Source organism: Microbacterium sp. bgisy203, assembly GCF_057706945.1.
The window spans coordinates 231,609-247,983 of record NZ_JBYIPF010000003.1 but is presented as its reverse complement, the minus strand read 5'-3'; the positions used below and the strand labels follow the sequence as shown (position 1 = coordinate 247,983).

Sequence of the window (16,375 nt, the reverse complement as noted above, 5' to 3'; positions counted from 1 at the left end):
CTCAGGATGCCGGGATCAGGATGCCGGGATCAGCGTGTACTTCGTGGACAGGTACTCGTGGATGCCTTCGAGGCCGCCCTCGCGCCCGACGCCCGACTGCTTGACGCCGCCGAAGGGTGCCGCCGCGTTCGAGACGACGCCGACGTTGAGGCCCATCATCCCGGTCTCGAGCCGCTCGACCATGCGGAGGCCCCGCTCGAGGCCCTCGGTGAAGACGTAGGAGACCAGGCCGTACTCGGTGTCGTTCGCGAGGCGGACCGCCTCGTCCTCGTCGGCGAAGGTCGCGATCGCGAGGACGGGGGCGAAGATCTCCTGGCTGAGGATGTCGCTACCCGGGGCGACACCCGAGATCACCGTCGGTTCGAAGAACGTGCCGGGGCCCTCGATCGCCGCGCCGCCCGCGAGGACGCTCGCGCCGCGCTCGACGGCGTCGTCGACGAGGGCCGTCGTGTTCGACACGGCCTTCTCGTCGATGAGCGGACCGATCTGGACGCCGTCCTCGGTGCCGCGGCCGACCTTCATCGACTTCACCCGCTCGGCGATGCGCGCCGCGAAGTCCTCCGCGACCGCCTCGTGCACGATGAAGCGGTTCGCGGCCGTGCACGCCTGCCCGATGTTCCGGAACTTCGCGGCCATCGCGCCGTCGACCGCCTTGTCGAGATCGGCGTCGTCGAAGACGACGAACGGGGCGTTGCCACCGAGTTCCATCGAGACGCGGAGGACCCCTTCGGCCGCCTGGGCGATGAGCTTCTTGCCGACCGGCGTCGAGCCGGTGAACGAGAGCTTCCGCAGCCGCGGGTCGGCGATGATCGGCGCCGACACCGACTGCGAGTGCGTCGTCGTGATGACGTTGACGACACCGGCGGGGAGCCCGGCATCCTCCAGCAGCTGCACGAACGCGAGCGTCGTGAGCGGCGTGAGCTCGGCGGGCTTGACGACCACCGTGCACCCGGCGGCGAGCGCCGGGGCGATCTTTCGCGTCGCCATCGCGAGCGGGAAGTTCCACGGCGTGATGAAGAAGCACGGGCCGACGGGCAGCTGGCTGATGAGCATGCGGCCGGTGCCCTCGGGGTTCGAGCCGTAGCGGCCCGCGATGCGCACCGCCTCCTCGCTGAACCAGCGGAGGAACTCGCCCCCGTAGGTCACCTCGCCGCGCGCCTCGGCGAGGGGCTTTCCCATCTCGAGGGTCATGAGCAGGGCGAACTCGTCGGCGCGCTCCTGCAGCAGGTCGAATGCCCGGCGGAGGATGTCGCTGCGCTTGCGCGGCGGCGTCGCCGCCCACTCGGCCTGTGCGGCGACGGCCGCATCCAGCGCACGGATCCCGTCTTCGGGGGTCGCGTCGGCGATCTCGACCAGCACGTCACCGGTCGCGGGGTCGTACACCGGGAAGGTGCCGGCACCTCCCGGCATCCACTCCCCCGCGATGTACAGGCCCGTGGGGACTTTCTCGAGCAGTGCGTCTTCGCTGATCACCGTGTCGCCTCCATCTTGCGCCGCCGCGTGCTCGCGGGAGCGTCCATACCCAGCGTCTCACCCTTGAAGAAGGCGGGGCGCTTCACCGACTGCCAGATCATGATCGCGATGCCGCCCACGATGATGAGCATGCCGAGGATGAACACGATCCCGACGCCGCCGACGTTCGCGCCCGATCCGTAGGCCGGGTCCATCGAGTCGATGAGCGTCGTGAAGAACAGGATCGCCAGGATCACGCCGCCCACGAGCGGGAAGAGGAACGTGAAGAAGACGTTCCGCACCGAGTCGAACCACTGGTGACGGAAGTACCACACGCACGCGAACGCCGTGATGCCGTAGTAGAAGCAGATCATCATGCCGAGGGTGAGGATCGTGTCCCACAGGGTGTTCTCGCTGACGATGCGCATGACGACGTAGAACGCCGAGGCCACGACCGCCGAGACGATCGTCGCGTAGCCGGGCGTGAAGAAGCGCGGGCTGACCTTCGCGAAGTTCGCCGGAAGCGCCCCGTAGTGCCCCATCGCGAGGAGCGTACGGGCGGGCCCGACGAAGGTGGACTGCAGGGAGGATGCCGACGACGTCAGCACCGCGAGCGACACGAGGAAGGCGAGCGGCCCGAGGATCGGACCCGACAGGTGGAAGAAGACGTTCTCCTGGATGTCCTCGTTGCCGAGGCCCAGCTCTCCCGTGCCGACGCCGGCGTACATGATCATCGCGACGGCGAGGAGGAGGTACAGGGTCACGATCGTGACGACCGTGAGGGTCGCCGCGCGGCCCGGCGTCTTCTCGGGGTCCTTCGTCTCCTCGTTCATCGTGAGGGTGACATCCCACCCCCAGAAGATGAAGATCGACAGCGACAGACCCGCCGCGAAGGCGGAGAACGACGTCACGGCGAACGGGTTGAACCACGCGAGGTCGAACGGCTGATAGTCGAACCCGTCGCCCGAGACCGCCTCGACGATCGCCGCAACGGCGAAGAAGACGAGGACGAGCACCTGGAAGGTGACGAGGAAGTACTGCAGCTTCTGCGTCGTCTGCATGTCGCGGTAGGAGATGATCGTCGCCACCAGCATGAACGCGAGGCACACGAGGACGTTGATCGCGACGTTGCTCGACAGGTCGGCGATGGCCTCGTTGCCGGTGATCTGGGCGATCAGCAGGAACAGGAAGTCGACGGCGACGCCGGCGAGGTTCGAGAGCACGAGGATCGTCGCGACGACGAGGCCCCATCCCGCCATCCACCCGACCCACGGCCCGAAGGCGCGGCTGGCCCAGGTGAAGGACGTGCCGGCATCCGGCATGCGGTTGTTCAGCTCCCGGTAGCCGAAGGCGACGAGCAGCATCGGGATGAAGCCGACGAGGATGATCGCGGGGATCTGCGCGCCGACGACGGATGCCGTGGGGCCGACGGCCGCGGTGAAGGTGTACGCCGGCGCGATGCAGGAGATGCCGATGACGACGGCGCCGATGAGGCCGATCGTCCCGGCGGAGAGCCCCTTGTTGGAGAGGCCTCCGGAGTTCTCGCTGCGGGTTTCGGCGGGCGAGGCGGCTTCGGGTGCGCTCATCGCTCGGTCTCCTCGGGGTCGGTGGAGCTCGTGATGGGTTCGGAGGTGGTGCGGGGGACGACGATCACCGGGACGGTGATCTCCTTGAGCATCTTCGCTGCGGTGGAGCCGAGGAAGAGGCGCTTGGGCTGGGCGAGGCGGCTGGAGCCGACCATCGCGATCTCGCCGCCCTCCCAGTCGAGGTGCGACACGGCGTCTTCGATCGAGTCGCCTTCGGCGACGGTCACGTCGATGCGGATGCCGTCGGGAAGCTCCGCCTGGGCCTCGGCGAGCACGTGCTCGGCCTCGGTCGAGCCGGCCGTCCGGATCGCGGCGGTGTCGGCCGTCGCGGGGAGGTCAACGGGAAGAAGCGAGAGAAGGCGCACGGGCACGTCCGCCGCCTGCGCGAGGGCGGCGGTCGCCTCGACGAGGGCGTCGGCGCCGGGGCGCGTGCCGATCGCGACCGTGATGCGCGTGATGCCCGTCGAGGCCGCGACCTTCCGCGCGCCGCGCGGCACGACGGCCACGGGGACGTCGGACGAGTGCAGGAGCTCGGTGGTCGTCGACCCGAGGCTGTGGCGGCCGCGGGGAGCGCTGTCGGCGGGCCCGACGACGATGCACACGGCATCCAGCTCATCGGCGATCTCGATCAGCCCCTCCGCGAACGACTCCGCCGGGCGGATCTGCGCGTGCGCGACGACATCGGTCGGGACCTTGTCGATCGCGGCGGCGATCCACTTCTGCGCCTGGTCGTGCAGGTAGCGGTCGTACGAGCCGCTCGGCGGCGTGATGACGCTGCGGTCGGCGGCCGGGAGGATGATCGTGACGTCGAGCACGGCGCCGATCGCCTGGGCGAGGCGCGCCGCGAACGCGACGGCGTCACGCCCCTGCTTGGTCGCGGTGTACCCGACGACGATGTGCCGGCTCATGCCGAGACGCCTTCGTGGGTCGCCGCGTCGACATCGGCGTGCTGCAGGGTCTCGCGGATCTTCCCGGCGACGAGGCGCCCCATGCGGATCGCGCCGTCGACGTGCTGGTAGCCGGCGCCGGCCATGTCGCTGCACGCGAAGCGGATCGGGCCAACGGCGGACCGCAGGTCGGCGCCGTAGCGGTGGAGTCCGCCCATGTCGAAGGATGCCGCGTAGGCCCCCCGCGTCCATTCCTCGCTCCCCCAGTCGCTCTCGAAGTAGACGACGGGGTTCTTCGCCTCGGGGCCGTAGTAGTGCGAGAGCGATTCGAGGATGCGCTCGCGGCGCTCGTCGGCGGAGAGGGTGAAGAGGTCGTCGGCGTTCTGGTCGGAGACGAACCCGACGAGGGTGCCGCGCTCATCGCCGTGATTCGAGTTGTCGTACGCCTCGTGCGAGAGCTCGTACGGGCTGAACGCGGTGCCCGACAGGCCCTGCTCGCGCCAGAACGGGCGGTCGTAGACGGCGTGCACCTTGATGACGAAGCCCATCGAGAGGTGCTGGTGCAGCTGGTGCTGGCGGCGCGGGAGCGCAGGCACGAAGGAGATGCGGTCGTAGAGGATCGGCGCGAGCGCGAGGACGACCTGGCGCGCGCGCACCGTGAGGCCGCCGGTCGCAGCTCCCGGGACGGTGGTGCCCGTGACGCCGGTCGTCGGCGTGGTCGTCACCGTGACCCCGGCATCCGACCATTCGACCGTGCGCGCCGCCTGGCTGAGGAAGACGTCCTCGCCGAGGCGCTCGGCCAGCAGCAGCGGCACCTGCTGGAGGCCGCCGACGACGCGCTTGTCGAGGATGAAGTCGGCGTCGACCAGGTTCGAGTAGCTGCCGGCGGATGCCGCCATCAGCAGCGACTGCAGCAGCGAGAAGGTGTGGATGGGCTTCGTGAGCATCGCCGACCCCGTCGCGAACGCGAGGTTCCGCACCGCCTCGTCGTCGTCGGTCTGCGTGCGCAGCCACGCCTCCCACGAGATGCGGTCCCACTCGGCGGCCTGCGGGTGCGCCCACGGCTCGTCGGGGTCGATCTCGGCCACCATCGCGTCGAGGCGTTCGGTGATCTCCGCGATGGCCGCTTCGGTCTCGGGGGCGACAGGGAACATCTCCCCCGTGAAGCGGTGCGCTACCCCGTCGGGGCCGACGTACACGCTGTCGCCCTCGCGGTAGCGGCTGAACGTGTCGAGACCGAGCTCGTCGACCGTCTCGATCAGCGCATGCTGGTCGGGCGAGATCCACTGGCCCCCGATCTCGAGCATCGCGCCGTCGATCGTGTCGGTCCACAGGCGCCCGCCGACGCGGTCGCGCGCCTCGACGACGGCGACCGAGAGGCCTGCCTTCTTCAGCTCATTGGCGGCGGTGAGGCCGGCGGCCCCCGCTCCGATGATGACGACGTCTCGTGTGATCTCGGTCATGTCACTCCTGGTGGTCGGGTGCTCGGATGGGTTCTCTGCCGCAGGGTCCGGCGGGTGCGGTAGCGGCTCAGGCGGCAGCGAGGGCGGCCGCGACGACGTCGAGACCTTCCTGCAGCAAGTGGTCGGGCATGCTCAGCGGCGGCAGGAAGCGGATGACGTTGCCGTACGTGCCGCAGGTGAGGACGATGACGCCTTCGGCGATCGCGGCCTTCGCGACGGCCGCCGTGAGCGCGGCGTCGGGGGCCTTCGTGACCGGGTCGACGAACTCGGCGGCGATCATCGCACCATGGCCGCGGACGTCGCCGATGCGGGGGTCGGATGCCTGCAGGGTCTCGAGCCGGGCGCGGAGCGCGGCGCCGATCTCGGAGGCGCGACCGACAAGACCCTCGTTCTCGAAGGCGTCGATCGCGGCGAGCGCCGCGGCGCACGCGACGGGGTTGCCGCCGTAGGTGCCCCCGAGCCCTCCGCCGTGGGTCGCGTCCATGATCTCGGCGCGGCCCGTGACGGCGGCGAGCGGCATGCCGCCCGCGATGCCCTTCGCGGTCGTGATGAGGTCGGGGACGATGCCGAACAGCTCGCTCGCGAACATCGCGCCGGTACGCGCGAAGCCGGTCTGCACCTCGTCGGCGATGAAGACGACGCCGTTCGCGCGGCACCAGTCGACGACCGCGGGCAGGAACCCGTCGGCGGGGACGATGAATCCGCCCTCGCCCTGGATCGGCTCGATGATGACGGCCGCGAGGTTGTCGGCGCCGATCTGCTTCTCGATGAGCGAGATCGCCTTCGCGGCGGCCTCGGCGCCGGAGAGCCCGTCTCGGAACGGGTACGAGTCGGGGGCGCGGTAGACCTCGGAGGCGAAGGGGCCGAACCCGCTCTTGTAGGGCATCGACTTGGCGGTGAGGGCCATGGTGAGGTTCGTCCGGCCGTGGTAGGCGTGGTCGAACGCGACGACCGCCGAGCGGCCGGTGTGCTTGCGGGCGATCTTGACGGCGTTCTCCACCGCTTCGGCGCCGGAGTTGAACAGGGCCGACTTCTTCGCGTGGTCTCCCGGCGTCAGGCGGTTGAGCGCCTCGGCGACCGCGACGTACGACTCGTACGGCGAGATCATGAAGCACGTGTGGGTGAACTGCGCCACGGCATCCTGTACGGCGGCGACGACGCCGGGGTGCGCGTTGCCGACGCTCGTGACGGCGATGCCCGAGCCGAGGTCGATGAGCGAGTTACCGTCGACGTCGACGACGACCCCGCCGCCGGCCGCGACGGCCTCGATCGGGACGGTGTGGGCGACGCCGGAGGCGACGGCTGCGGCCTTGCGCTCGAGCAGCTCCTGCGAACGCGGGCCCGGGATCGCGGTGACGAGGCGGCGCTCCTGCGGGAGCGAGGGGCCGCCGAGGACGGCGGAGCCGACAGTGGTGGAGGGAGTGCTCATGCGGGGAGCGTATGCGCGCACGTCGCGTGCCCACACCCGCCACCGTGTACATTCTGTGGCATCGGGGATACGTCGCGTACACCCGCCACCATCGACGCCGCCCCGACCGGAGACCGATGCCCGCACCCGCCGCCTCGCCCACCCCCTCGCACACGCCTGAGGCCGAACCCACCATCCGCGCGCTCCTGGCCCGGCGCGAGCTGTCGCTGAGCCTCGCCGTCGACGAGGCCGACCTCGACGCCGAGGCGCTCGACACGCCGCTGCGGTGGGTGCACTCCTCCGACCTCGCCGATCCCACGCCCTTCCTCGCCGACGACCTGCTGCTCCTGACGACCGGCACCCAGTTCGTGCCGTCGGCCGGCGGTGACGACTCCCCCGCCGCGTACGAGCGCTATGTCGCGCGCCTGCACGCGCGAGGCGTGCGGGGGCTGGGCTTCGGCACCGAGGTGGTGCGCGACGGCATCCCGCCGGGGCTGGTGGATGCCTGCCGCGCCGCGCGCCTGCCGCTGTTCGAGGTGCCGTACCGCACGCCGTTCATCGCGCTCGCGCGCGCCAACGCCGAGGCGATCGCGGCGCAGGCCTACGCCCGGCGGACGTGGGCGCTGTCGGCGCAGCGGGCGATCTCGCTCGCCGCGCTCCGCCCGGACGGACTCGCCGCGACGGTCTCCGAGCTCGCGCGTCAGCTGGGCGCCTCGGTCGGCCTGTACGACGCCGCCGGCGCCCTCGTGCACGGCGACGCCGACCTCGCCCCGCAGCTGCGCGCGGCGCTGGATGCCGAGGCGGGCGCGGTCCTGCGCCGCGGGGCGCGCGCGGCATCGCAGTTCGAGGTCGACGGCGTCCGCGTGACGCTGCAGACCCTCGGCCGCGGCGGGCACCTCCGGGGCCTCCTCGCCGTCGCGGGGGCCGACCTCGACCTCGAGGCCCGGAGCGTCGTCACCTCGGTCGTCGCGATGACGGGCCTGGCTCTCGAACAGGGGATGGGGCTCGCCCGCGGCCGCGCGGCGCTGCGTGCCGGGCTCGTCTCGGCGCTCCTCGGCGGCGACGCGGCCCTCGCACGCCACGTGGGCCGCGAGGTGTGGGGACCGCTCCCCACCGCTCCCGTCGTCGTCGCGGTCGCGCAGGTCGGGGCGGGGCGCACCGATGCCGCGACCGACTGGCTCGAGGTGCGCGCGGCCGAGGCGCGGGGCACGCTCTTCCACGGCCGCGGCCCTGCCGGTCACGTCCTGGTGGTGCCGGCGGGCGCACAGGACGCGATCGACGCGTTCGCCGCGCTCTTCGACGCGCCGACGGGGGTGTCCGACCCGACCGACTACGCCACGTTCGCGACGGCGCACGAGCAGGCCGTCGTCGCCGGGCGCCGCGCGGCGGGACCCTCCGCGACGGCAGGCGCTCCGGGATCGACCGCGACAGGCACCGCGGTGCGGTTCGCCGACGCGGCGACCGGAGGGGTGCTCTCGGCGCTCGACAGCGCGCCCGCACGCGCGCTCGCGGCCGCGCGGCTGGCACCGCTGCGCGCCCACGACGCGGCGCACGGCACCGCGCTCGTCGCCACCGTGCGCACGTGGCTCGAGCACGACGCGCGCATCGACGAGGCGGCGCGGGCTCTCGGCATCCATCGCCACACCGTCCGCACGCGGGTCGCTCTCGCTCAGCAGGTGCTGGGCCTCGACCTCGCGTCGTTCCCCGCGCGGGCGGAGCTGTGGGCCGCGTTCGTCGCGGCGGGGTGACGCCGACGGCGCGCGGCGCTCAGGCGAGCGGCGCGTGATGGTCGAGAAACTCGTACAGGTCGGTCGTGTCGACGCCCGGGAACGCGCCGGTCGGAAGCGTCGCGAGGAGCGTGCGCGGGGTCCGCACGTTCGGCCAGGCCTGGTCGCGCCACTGCGTCTCGAGTTCTGCCGGAGCGCGGCGGCAGCACACCTCGACGGAGTGCCGCGACACCCCGCGGTTGGTGGTCTCGCGGCCGACGAACCACTTCGTGTCGTCGAAGCGCACCCCGACGCTCACGGAGTGCTCCCCCTCGCTGGATGCCTCGACGCGCGCCGTGCACCAGTAGGTGCCGTTCCCGGTGTCGGTGTACTGGAAGTAGGGGTTGAACTTGTCGGGGATGTCGAAGACGACCCGGCTCGTCCACTTGCGGCAGCACATCTGTCCCTCGATCGACCCGAGACGGTCGGAGGGGAAGTTGACGTCGTCGTTCTCGTACGCCTTCGTGATGGTGCCCGACTCGTGCACCTTGAGGAAGTGCACGGGGATGTCGAGGTGGCGCGTCGCGAGGTTCGTGAAACGGTGCGCGGCGGTCTCGTACGACACCGAGTACGCGTCACGGAGGTCTTCGATCGACAGGGCGCGCTTCGCCTTGGCCTCGAGGAGCACCGGCACCGCGTGCTCCTCGGGGATCATGAGGGCGCCGACGAGGTAGTTGGTCTCGACGCGCTGGCGGAGGAAGTCGGCGTACGAGCGCGGCTCAGAGTGCCCGAGGATGCGGCTCGCGAGCGCCTGCAGCACGGCCGTCCGCGCACCTTTGCCGGGCACCGCGTTCGAGAGGTAGAGCCGCCCATGGCGAAGGTCGGCGACCGAGCGGGTCGAGGCAGGGAGGTCGGACACGTAGTGCAGCGAGAACCCCAGGTGCGCCGCGATGTCGGATGCCGTGCGCTGGGTCAGCGGGCCGCCCGGGTGGTCGACGGCGGTGAGGATCGCGCGGGCGTGCTCTTCGAGCTCGGGGAAGTAGTTGTCCTGACGGCGCATGAGGTGGCGGAGCTCGACGTTGGCCCTCCGCGCCTCTTCGGGGGTCGCGGAGCGCTCGTCGCCGAGGCGTTCGATCTCGCCCTGCAGGGCGAGCATCGCGCGTAGCACGTCGTCGGGCACGCTCCGCCCGATGCGGAACGGTTCGATGCCGAGCGCGCGGAACGTCTGTCCCTTCATGGCCCGCTCGAGCGCGATCTCGAGGGTCGCGCGCTCGTCGAGCGTCTCGGCTTCGAGCAGCTGGTCGACGGTCGCACCGAGCGCCTTCGCGATCGTGCGCAGGAGCGTGAGCTTCGGCTCGCGCTTTCCCGTCTCGATCATGGAGAGCTGGCTGGGGGCGCGCTCGACCGCGGCGGCGAGTTCGTCGAGAGTCATGCCCTGCGCCGTGCGGAGCTGGCGGATGCGCCGGCCGATCGTCAGCGCGTCGGCGTCGGCCGGCTCGTCGTCGCGCTCGAGGCGGCTGTCCGCGCGGGCATCGAAGCGGCCGTCCGTGCGCGCGTCGATGCGGGCAGCGGGAGGGGTGAGGGTCATGCGGGCGAGTCTGTCACAGATCGTGAAGTTCGGGTGACTTTTCACGGCATCCGGGCATCAACGCCCGAAATCTTCACAGAAAGCGCGCTCGACCGGTCGATCACTCCGGCCCGGGCACTGCGTGACTGACGTACCGACGGGGCTTCCCCTCACCGAGAGCCGCGAGCGTCCGGACGTCGCGGACCGCGACCGGTTGCCCGAGGAGCGCCGTCAGCGCCCGCGTGATCGCGCCGGCGTCTCCGCCCGCGATCCGCACGTCGACCGAGCCGTCGACCGCCTGCACCACACTCCACCCGCGGGCACCGTGCGCCTGGAGCTGCTGGGTCAGTTCGACACACGCGACGGCGGTGCCGCCTGCGGTGACGAAGCGGGTGTCTTCGCGGCCCTCGAGGTCGGCGATCGCGAGGGCGCCGCCCGCGAGACGCACGAGGCGCCCGACGTCGCCGGTGCGATAGCGCACGAGCGGCAGCAGCGGGTTCTCGCCCGCCGTGACGACGATCTCGCCGCGCTCCCCGTATCCCACCGGCGCGCCGTCGGGCGCGACGACCTCGACCAGCACACGCCGACCCAGCACGCGGTGGGGACCGGTGTCGGTCGCGACCGCGATCGGACGCGTCTCGTGCAGCCCGTACACGTCGAAGACCGGGCACGCGAACGCGCCCTCCAGGTCGCGCCGGAGCGGCACCGACAGCGCCGTCGCGCCGGAGAACACCGCGAGGGGGCGCAGCACGTCGGCCAGGGGCACCAGCTCGGCGAGGCTCGCGGGACTGCCCGTGAGCACCTGCGGATCGGCGTCGGCGAGGAACGCGGCGCGATCACCCGGGTGCCGCCACGACGCGGGGTGCAGGTTGACACGCGTCATGGCGCGCAGCTCGAACCCGCTGACGAGGGAGACGTACGAGAACGCCTGCCGCTGGTGCACGACCTGCGCGAGGGCGAGCCGTTCGCCGTCGGGCCGCCAGTCGACGCCCGCCGAGGCCGCGAGCCGCACGAGCAGGTGGAACGTCCGGGCGACCTCCTCGACGTCGTCGGGGATCACGAGCGCCGCACCGGTCGACCCCGAGCTCGTGCCGTGCAGGACGCGCGCGAGGTCGGCGTCGCGCGGGACGAAGGCGGCGATGTCGGCGACGAGGTCGGCGCGAGAGATGAGCGGGAAGTCCTCGAGCCGCTCGAGTCCCGGCATCCGCCGGTAGAACGGCAGGCGCCGCGCCGTGTCGAGGTGCTCATCGAGCCACCCCTGCACCGGCAACGGGTCGCGCGAGCGCGCGATCATCTCCGGCGTCAGCCGGTCGCCGGTCGCGTGGGTCCACGCGGGGCCGGCGGGGTGGTCGCGCCACCGGGCGAGGCGTGCGGCGCCGTCGGCGTCGAGCGTCGGCCACCTCTCGGCGTCGTCGAGCACCGCCGCGGAGAACGGGCGGTATTCGCCGATCGCGAGCGGATCGAGGGCGTCGGGATCACTCACTGGGATCACTCACTGGAGTACCGCGCCGCCGCTTCCCGCGCGCGGGCGGCGGCGAGCGCGCGGGCCACCTCGGCGCGATGACGCTGCTCGGCGAAGGCCTCGGCGAGCGCGGCATTGCGGCGCAGCGAGTCGCGTTCGTCCCACTGCGCGCGGGCGGTCTGCGCGTCCTCCCCCGCGGGGAGAAGGCCCGACCAGAGGAGGAAGAGGCGGGATGCCTCGGCGCGCCGCTCGTCGTCCGACAACCAGTCGAGCGGGTCGACGACGGGGGCGAGCCGGAGTGCGAGCGCGTCGACGCCGCGGAGGTCGACGGGTGAGGGCGTGCCGTCCCGGGTGAGCGGCGGGGAGAAGGGTTCGACGAGCTCCTCGCTGGCGTGCAGCCAGATGCCGATCGCCGCCCCGCGGCGCACGCGCTCGTCGGCGGCGAACCGCACCGCGAGAAGCCCCGCCAGACCCGCATCGGAGGCGAGAGCGACGAGGGAGACGCCCTCGTCGAGGAAGGCGCGGGGGACGCTCGCGAGGCGCGCCGCGACGGCATCCACCGCCGGGCCCGCGTGCAGAACGCCCCACTGGAGGTCCTCGGCGGGGGTCGCGTCGATCCACGCGGCCAGCCTCGGGTCGATCTCATCCACGACGTCATCCATGCAGCACCTCGGCCAGTCTCGCGCACACCGCGGGCGCATCGTCCATCGACGCGATCGGGATGATGTCGTACCCGGCAGCCGCGGCGAGCGGCGTGAGCGCCTCGGTGCCCGCGGCCACCACGAGGGTCGCCGTCGTCAGCTTCGCGCGTGTCTGCGCCGCCACGTGCGCGTACGGCTGGTTGCCGTCGCCGAAGAGCGAGGTGAGACCGTCGTCCGAGAGCACGACGAGGTGGCGGCGGTCCCCGTCGTCGGGAGCGGGCAGCGGCGAATAGCGCCGCTCGAGCAGATCGAGGGGGAACGACGTGCCCGCGCCGAAGAAGAAGGCGAGATCGCCCAGCAGCGCGGTTTCGTCGCGGGAGAACCGGTCGCCGCCCGCGACCTGCCCGCCGCCCGAGAAGCTCGTGACGCGTGCGCGCCCTCCGCCGCGGAGCACCGACATCACGAGGATCGTCCCCGCGAGCACGGCCGGCGATCCGCTCTCGGGCGAGGCCATCGAGCCCGAGGAATCGATGTACAGGTCGAGGTCGAGGCCGGTCTCGGCGGGGAGCGGTTCGTCGTCGAGCACGGTGCGGCGCCGCGTCGTGACGCCCGGCACGACGACCGGTCCGCTCTGGAACGTCGCCGACCAGTCGATGTCGGCGAGGTCGTCGCCCGTCTCCCACGTCGCGATCGGCCCGGGAAGGTCGCTCGCCGGGAGCGCCGGGGCGCGATGCGTGTACGGGCGCACCCACCGCCGCGCCTGCGAGCGGTACCACGCCGCCATCACGGCCGCCGCGTCGGAGTCGCCGTACAGCTCGAGGGTGTGGGCGAGTTCGAGTGCCTGGCCGCTCGCAGCGTCGGCACCGTCGGCACCGTCGGAGCCCTCGGAGGTATCGGCGCCCGCCGCGCTCGCCGCCGCTCCGTTCACGCGAGGGTCGGAGAGCACCTGACCGATCTCCGCGTCGGTGGCGGGCGCCGTGTCGGCGGCGCAGCCTGCAGCAGCCCCACCGTCGGGCCCGCCGCCGGCGGACCCGCCCTCGTCCTCCCGCGCAGGATTGTCGACGAGGTAGGGTGCGGCGATCAGTCCGAACCGCAACGCTCCCGAGACGGGGTCACTCGCGAAGGCGCGCACGAGGCGTGCGACCGAGTCGGCATCCGCCTCGGGGTGCGTGCGCGTGATCGCGGCGAGACGCTCCTCCGCCTCTCGCCGTGCACGCTGGGCGGCCTGCAGGGCCCGCGCCTTGCCGCGCAGGCGCGCGGGCTCCCTCGCGGGATCCACCATGTCGTCGGTGTCGGCACGCGGCGCGGGCGCGGGCGGCGCGGGAGGTTCGGGGGCGACGAGCTCTCCCGGCGGAAGGTGCCACAGCCTCTCGTACGCGCGCAGGTACAGCCACCAGAGCCGGTCGGTGGTGTCATGCCCTGAGCGGTAGAGCGCGCGCGACACGCGCACGATGCCGGGCTCCCCCGCCCCGTCGCGGCGCCGCTGGAGGTTCGCGACGCGGGTGTTGACGAGCAGATCGGTCCAGAGGTTCGACAGCAGTGCCACCTCGTCGTCACGGACGCGCATGCGCCCCGCGTCGACGAGCGCGCGCGCGAGCTGATGCCGGATCTTGAGCGCGTCGATGCGCGTGCTCGGAGCGAGCACGTGGTGCCCGATCTCGTGCGCGAAGACGCTCTCGAACTCCCCGGCTCCGCCCACGTGCGCGACGTACTCGGGGTCGACCGCGATCTCGGGCGGAAAGCTGAACCAGGCCGGCGCGCCGACGCGCGCGCCCTCCCCGGGCAGGATGCGCGCATCGTGCATGCGGACGCTCCACAGCGCGAGGGCGTCCTCCCACGCGCGGCGCAGGTCGCCGTCGAGCGCGCGCTCGTGTGCACCCTCGAGCGCGCCGTCGGGGCGGGCGCGGTGCTCGCTCATGCGTCGTCCCCGACGCGGATCCACGCCAGATACGAATCCGGCAGGAGCACGACACCACCCCGGACCGCGCCCGGACCGCGCGGCACACGGGGCGGTTCGGCGCCGTCCGGCAGCCGGGTGAGGTACGCGCCCCACGCGTCGGCGTCGAGACGCCACCAGTGATCGTCCGCGTGGATCGCGAACGCCCCGCCGTCGGGGACGTCGGGCAGAGCGCGCCACGCGTCGGGGATGCCGGTCCACGCGCCGCCGAACCCCGCGAAGCCGCCGACGGCGCACACGAAGCCGTTCGCCGCGTCGCGCCCCGGCCAGAAGAAGCGATCGGATGCCTGCCGCTCCGCGAAGACGTCGAGCTGCGCGACCTCGAGCCCGAGGGCAGCCGCGGCGGCGGCGCGCTCCGCGTCGCCGCGGCGGCGGAGGGTCTCGAGATGCCGGAGGGCCTCGTCGCGCATCGCGACGAGGCCCGCGCGCCACGCCGCGAGGGTCACGAGGGCACGGGCGGTCTCGGGGTCACCAGAGAAGGGACCATCACCAACGGCGGCGTCGACGGCGGCGCAGCGCGCGGTGAAGCGCGCCGCGTCGCCGCCGAGGCGCGCCACGTTCTCGCGCGCGAGCTCGAGGTCGACCACCGTGCCGGGCGGCAGGGCCGACGCCCCCGGCCGCTCCTCCCGGTCGGCGAGCTGCAGCGGCATCCGGATCATCGGCGCACCATCATCGGCGCTCCGCGAGCCACTGCGCGTACGCGGTGTACCGCTGATGCAGGTACTTCAGCGCGGTGAGATCGTCGAAGTCGCGCCCGTAGAGCTTCCGCGTCGCGGCGATCGCGCGCACGCGCGACTCGATCTTGGTGAGGCGGCGCGAGACCTCCACCGTCGACAGTCCATCCAGGCCCGCTTCGAACTGGGTGAGCAGCGCGCGGACGGGATCGTCCTCGTCCCGCCCGAGGGCGTCGTACTGGGCGCACGACTGCGCGAAGACATCCTGCAGCCAGCTGACGACGTCGCTGGCGAGCTCATGCTCTGAGCCGACCTCGAAGCGGGGGTGCGAGAGGTTCGGCAGCAGCTTGCCTCGAAGGACGAACGGGAGCATCGCGGCGACGTCGGCGACGGTGACCTCGGAGGCGCCCCGGAACCAGGCCATCGCCTTCGCATACAGGACGAGCGTCTGCAGCGCACGTACCGAGAGGCCGTTGAGGGTCTGCGCGCCGAGATCGGCGACGAGATCGGCGCCGGAATTCTCCTCGATCACCTCGGCGACCCGGCCGCCGGATGTCGTCACCGTGTCCTTCGTGCGGTACTCGAACCGCCGCCCGCCGTGCTGGACGAACTCGAAGTGGCTGAGGAAGAACTCCAGGCGCCGGCGGACCGCGGGCGGCACGGGCACGGCCCGGATCGCGGCGCGGATCGCGTTCTGCTCGTCGGCCGTGAAGACGAGCTCGGCCGGCACGTGCTCTTCGGGCTTCTCGCCCGCCTCGACGCGGGTGACCAGTTCGTCGAGGAAGCGGCTGTTGAAGCCCGCCGCCTGCACCGTGACGTCCATGCGGTCGCGCAGGGCCTGGATGACGGGGAACGTCCCCCCGCCCGCATCGTCGTTCGCCGTGAAGAACCAGCTCTCGACGCCCCGGTCGGGGTTGGTCTTGTGCATCTGGTCGTGGCTCTCGACGTAGCCTTCGGCGACCATCGTGAGCAGGGCCGATTGGGTCTTCGTCGGAATGCGGTTGTACTCGTCGACGATCTTCACGGGACGCGTCAGCCACTGCCGCCAGGCGATCGAGATCTCGGCGAGGCTCGCGGCGTTGACGAGGTCGCGCGGCAGCGGGATGCCGACGAGGTCGCTGACCGTGAGCTGCGGCTGCCCCTGCTGCACGCTCCGGCGCACGTCGTCGGCGCTCGATCCGGCGAGAACGCCCATGAGGACGGCGACCGTGGTCTTCCCGCGCCCGGGCCCGCCGATCATGAGGCACTTGCCGCCGACGGCGAACGTCAGCAGCGGCACCAGGACGTTCGACGAGAACGACGCGTCGGTGGGCAGCGTGAGGGAGGCCGAGGCGTCGCCGAGCGTGAAGGTCTGCGGGCGCCGGGCGGAGAACTCGAGGTCGTAGTAGGGCGAGATGACCGCCCGATTGACGATCCAGTAGTAGGCCTGGCGGAGCTTCTCGTCGAGCGGGACCTCGGGGGCGCCCGGCGCCGCGAACAGGTCGTCGGTCGTCAGCCGCTCCGGGCCGTCGAGGTGGGCGGACGACGTGGGCGACACCGAGACCTTGCGCCAGCGATCGGACATGCGTCGAG

Annotated in this window: 12 protein-coding genes; 1 reads left to right on the top strand and 11 read right to left on the bottom strand. The window is 72.3% G+C overall.

Going from position 1 to position 16,375, the window contains the following annotated elements; translation table 11 throughout:
• Nucleotides 1–15 precede the first annotated feature (15 nt).
• The 5 genes from AC3ENQ_RS07030 to gabT all read right to left on the bottom strand — a co-directional run bounded on the left by AC3ENQ_RS07030 (nucleotide 16) and on the right by gabT (nucleotide 6,817).
• Nucleotides 16–1,410 carry an NAD-dependent succinate-semialdehyde dehydrogenase gene (locus AC3ENQ_RS07030; protein ID WP_431803335.1) on the bottom strand — a complete coding sequence of 465 codons (1,395 nt, stop codon included), beginning with the start codon at nucleotides 1,408–1,410 and terminating at the stop codon, nucleotides 16–18.
• A gap of 59 nt (nucleotides 1,411–1,469) precedes the next feature.
• The gene (locus tag AC3ENQ_RS07025) at nucleotides 1,470–3,038 is read right to left on the bottom strand and encodes an APC family permease (RefSeq protein ID WP_431803039.1); all 1,569 of its coding nucleotides are present in this window, start codon (nucleotides 3,036–3,038) and stop codon (nucleotides 1,470–1,472) included.
• On the bottom strand, nucleotides 3,035–3,946 hold the full coding sequence (locus AC3ENQ_RS07020; protein WP_431803037.1) for a universal stress protein: 912 nt from the start codon (nucleotides 3,944–3,946) through the stop codon (nucleotides 3,035–3,037). The genes AC3ENQ_RS07025 and AC3ENQ_RS07020 overlap by 4 nt, the downstream gene beginning before the upstream one ends.
• Nucleotides 3,943–5,388: a flavin monoamine oxidase family protein gene (locus AC3ENQ_RS07015; RefSeq protein WP_431803035.1), complete on the bottom strand. Its 1,446-nt coding sequence runs from the start codon at nucleotides 5,386–5,388 to the stop codon at nucleotides 3,943–3,945. The genes AC3ENQ_RS07020 and AC3ENQ_RS07015 overlap by 4 nt, the downstream gene beginning before the upstream one ends.
• Before the next feature lie 67 nt (nucleotides 5,389–5,455).
• Nucleotides 5,456–6,817 carry a 4-aminobutyrate--2-oxoglutarate transaminase gene (gene gabT / locus AC3ENQ_RS07010; protein ID WP_431803034.1) on the bottom strand — a complete coding sequence of 454 codons (1,362 nt, stop codon included), beginning with the start codon at nucleotides 6,815–6,817 and terminating at the stop codon, nucleotides 5,456–5,458.
• 116 nt (nucleotides 6,818–6,933) lie between these two features.
• Between gabT and AC3ENQ_RS07005 the strand changes: the two genes are divergently transcribed.
• Nucleotides 6,934–8,544: a helix-turn-helix domain-containing protein gene (locus tag AC3ENQ_RS07005; RefSeq protein ID WP_431803032.1), complete on the top strand. Its 1,611-nt coding sequence runs from the start codon at nucleotides 6,934–6,936 to the stop codon at nucleotides 8,542–8,544.
• A gap of 19 nt (nucleotides 8,545–8,563) precedes the next feature.
• Here the strand turns inward: AC3ENQ_RS07005 and AC3ENQ_RS07000 are convergent, their stop codons facing one another.
• From AC3ENQ_RS07000 to AC3ENQ_RS06975, 6 genes are all read right to left on the bottom strand, one after another.
• The gene (locus AC3ENQ_RS07000) at nucleotides 8,564–9,934 is read right to left on the bottom strand and encodes a helix-turn-helix domain-containing protein (RefSeq protein WP_431803333.1); all 1,371 of its coding nucleotides are present in this window, start codon (nucleotides 9,932–9,934) and stop codon (nucleotides 8,564–8,566) included.
• 256 nt (nucleotides 9,935–10,190) lie between these two features.
• On the bottom strand, nucleotides 10,191–11,552 hold the full coding sequence (locus tag AC3ENQ_RS06995) for an AMP-binding protein (RefSeq protein WP_431803030.1): 1,362 nt from the start codon (nucleotides 11,550–11,552) through the stop codon (nucleotides 10,191–10,193).
• A 5-nt stretch (nucleotides 11,553–11,557) separates the two neighbouring features.
• Entirely contained in the window at nucleotides 11,558–12,193 is a 636-nt protein-coding gene (locus AC3ENQ_RS06990; protein ID WP_431803028.1) for a phosphohydrolase, read from the bottom strand.
• On the bottom strand, nucleotides 12,186–14,090 hold the full coding sequence (locus tag AC3ENQ_RS06985; protein WP_431803026.1) for a VWA domain-containing protein: 1,905 nt from the start codon (nucleotides 14,088–14,090) through the stop codon (nucleotides 12,186–12,188). Before AC3ENQ_RS06985 ends, AC3ENQ_RS06990 begins: the two co-directional genes overlap by 8 nt.
• Nucleotides 14,087–14,788 (bottom strand): potassium transporter Kef, encoded by a 702-nt coding sequence (locus tag AC3ENQ_RS06980; RefSeq protein WP_431803025.1) that lies wholly within the window; start codon nucleotides 14,786–14,788, stop codon nucleotides 14,087–14,089. The genes AC3ENQ_RS06985 and AC3ENQ_RS06980 overlap by 4 nt, the downstream gene beginning before the upstream one ends.
• Before the next feature lie 10 nt (nucleotides 14,789–14,798).
• Nucleotides 14,799–16,367: an AAA family ATPase gene (locus AC3ENQ_RS06975; protein ID WP_431803023.1), complete on the bottom strand. Its 1,569-nt coding sequence runs from the start codon at nucleotides 16,365–16,367 to the stop codon at nucleotides 14,799–14,801.
• Between the last annotated feature and the right edge of the window lie 8 nt (nucleotides 16,368–16,375).

Coding starts and splice junctions, on each gene's coding strand:
- AC3ENQ_RS07030 (WP_431803335.1), bottom strand. CDS start 1,410: ATGCCGGGAGGTGCCGGCACCTTCCCGGTGTACGACCCCGCGACCGGT.
- AC3ENQ_RS07025 (WP_431803039.1), bottom strand. CDS start 3,038: ATGAGCGCACCCGAAGCCGCCTCGCCCGCCGAAACCCGCAGCGAGAAC.
- AC3ENQ_RS07020 (WP_431803037.1), bottom strand. CDS start 3,946: ATGAGCCGGCACATCGTCGTCGGGTACACCGCGACCAAGCAGGGGCGT.
- AC3ENQ_RS07015 (WP_431803035.1), bottom strand. CDS start 5,388: ATGACCGAGATCACACGAGACGTCGTCATCATCGGAGCGGGGGCCGCC.
- gabT (WP_431803034.1), bottom strand. CDS start 6,817: ATGAGCACTCCCTCCACCACTGTCGGCTCCGCCGTCCTCGGCGGCCCC.
- AC3ENQ_RS07005 (WP_431803032.1), top strand. CDS start 6,934: ATGCCCGCACCCGCCGCCTCGCCCACCCCCTCGCACACGCCTGAGGCC.
- AC3ENQ_RS07000 (WP_431803333.1), bottom strand. CDS start 9,934: ATGACTCTCGACGAACTCGCCGCCGCGGTCGAGCGCGCCCCCAGCCAG.
- AC3ENQ_RS06990 (WP_431803028.1), bottom strand. CDS start 12,193: ATGGATGACGTCGTGGATGAGATCGACCCGAGGCTGGCCGCGTGGATC.
- AC3ENQ_RS06985 (WP_431803026.1), bottom strand. CDS start 14,090: ATGAGCGAGCACCGCGCCCGCCCCGACGGCGCGCTCGAGGGTGCACAC.
- AC3ENQ_RS06980 (WP_431803025.1), bottom strand. CDS start 14,788: ATGATCCGGATGCCGCTGCAGCTCGCCGACCGGGAGGAGCGGCCGGGG.
- AC3ENQ_RS06975 (WP_431803023.1), bottom strand. CDS start 16,367: ATGTCCGATCGCTGGCGCAAGGTCTCGGTGTCGCCCACGTCGTCCGCC.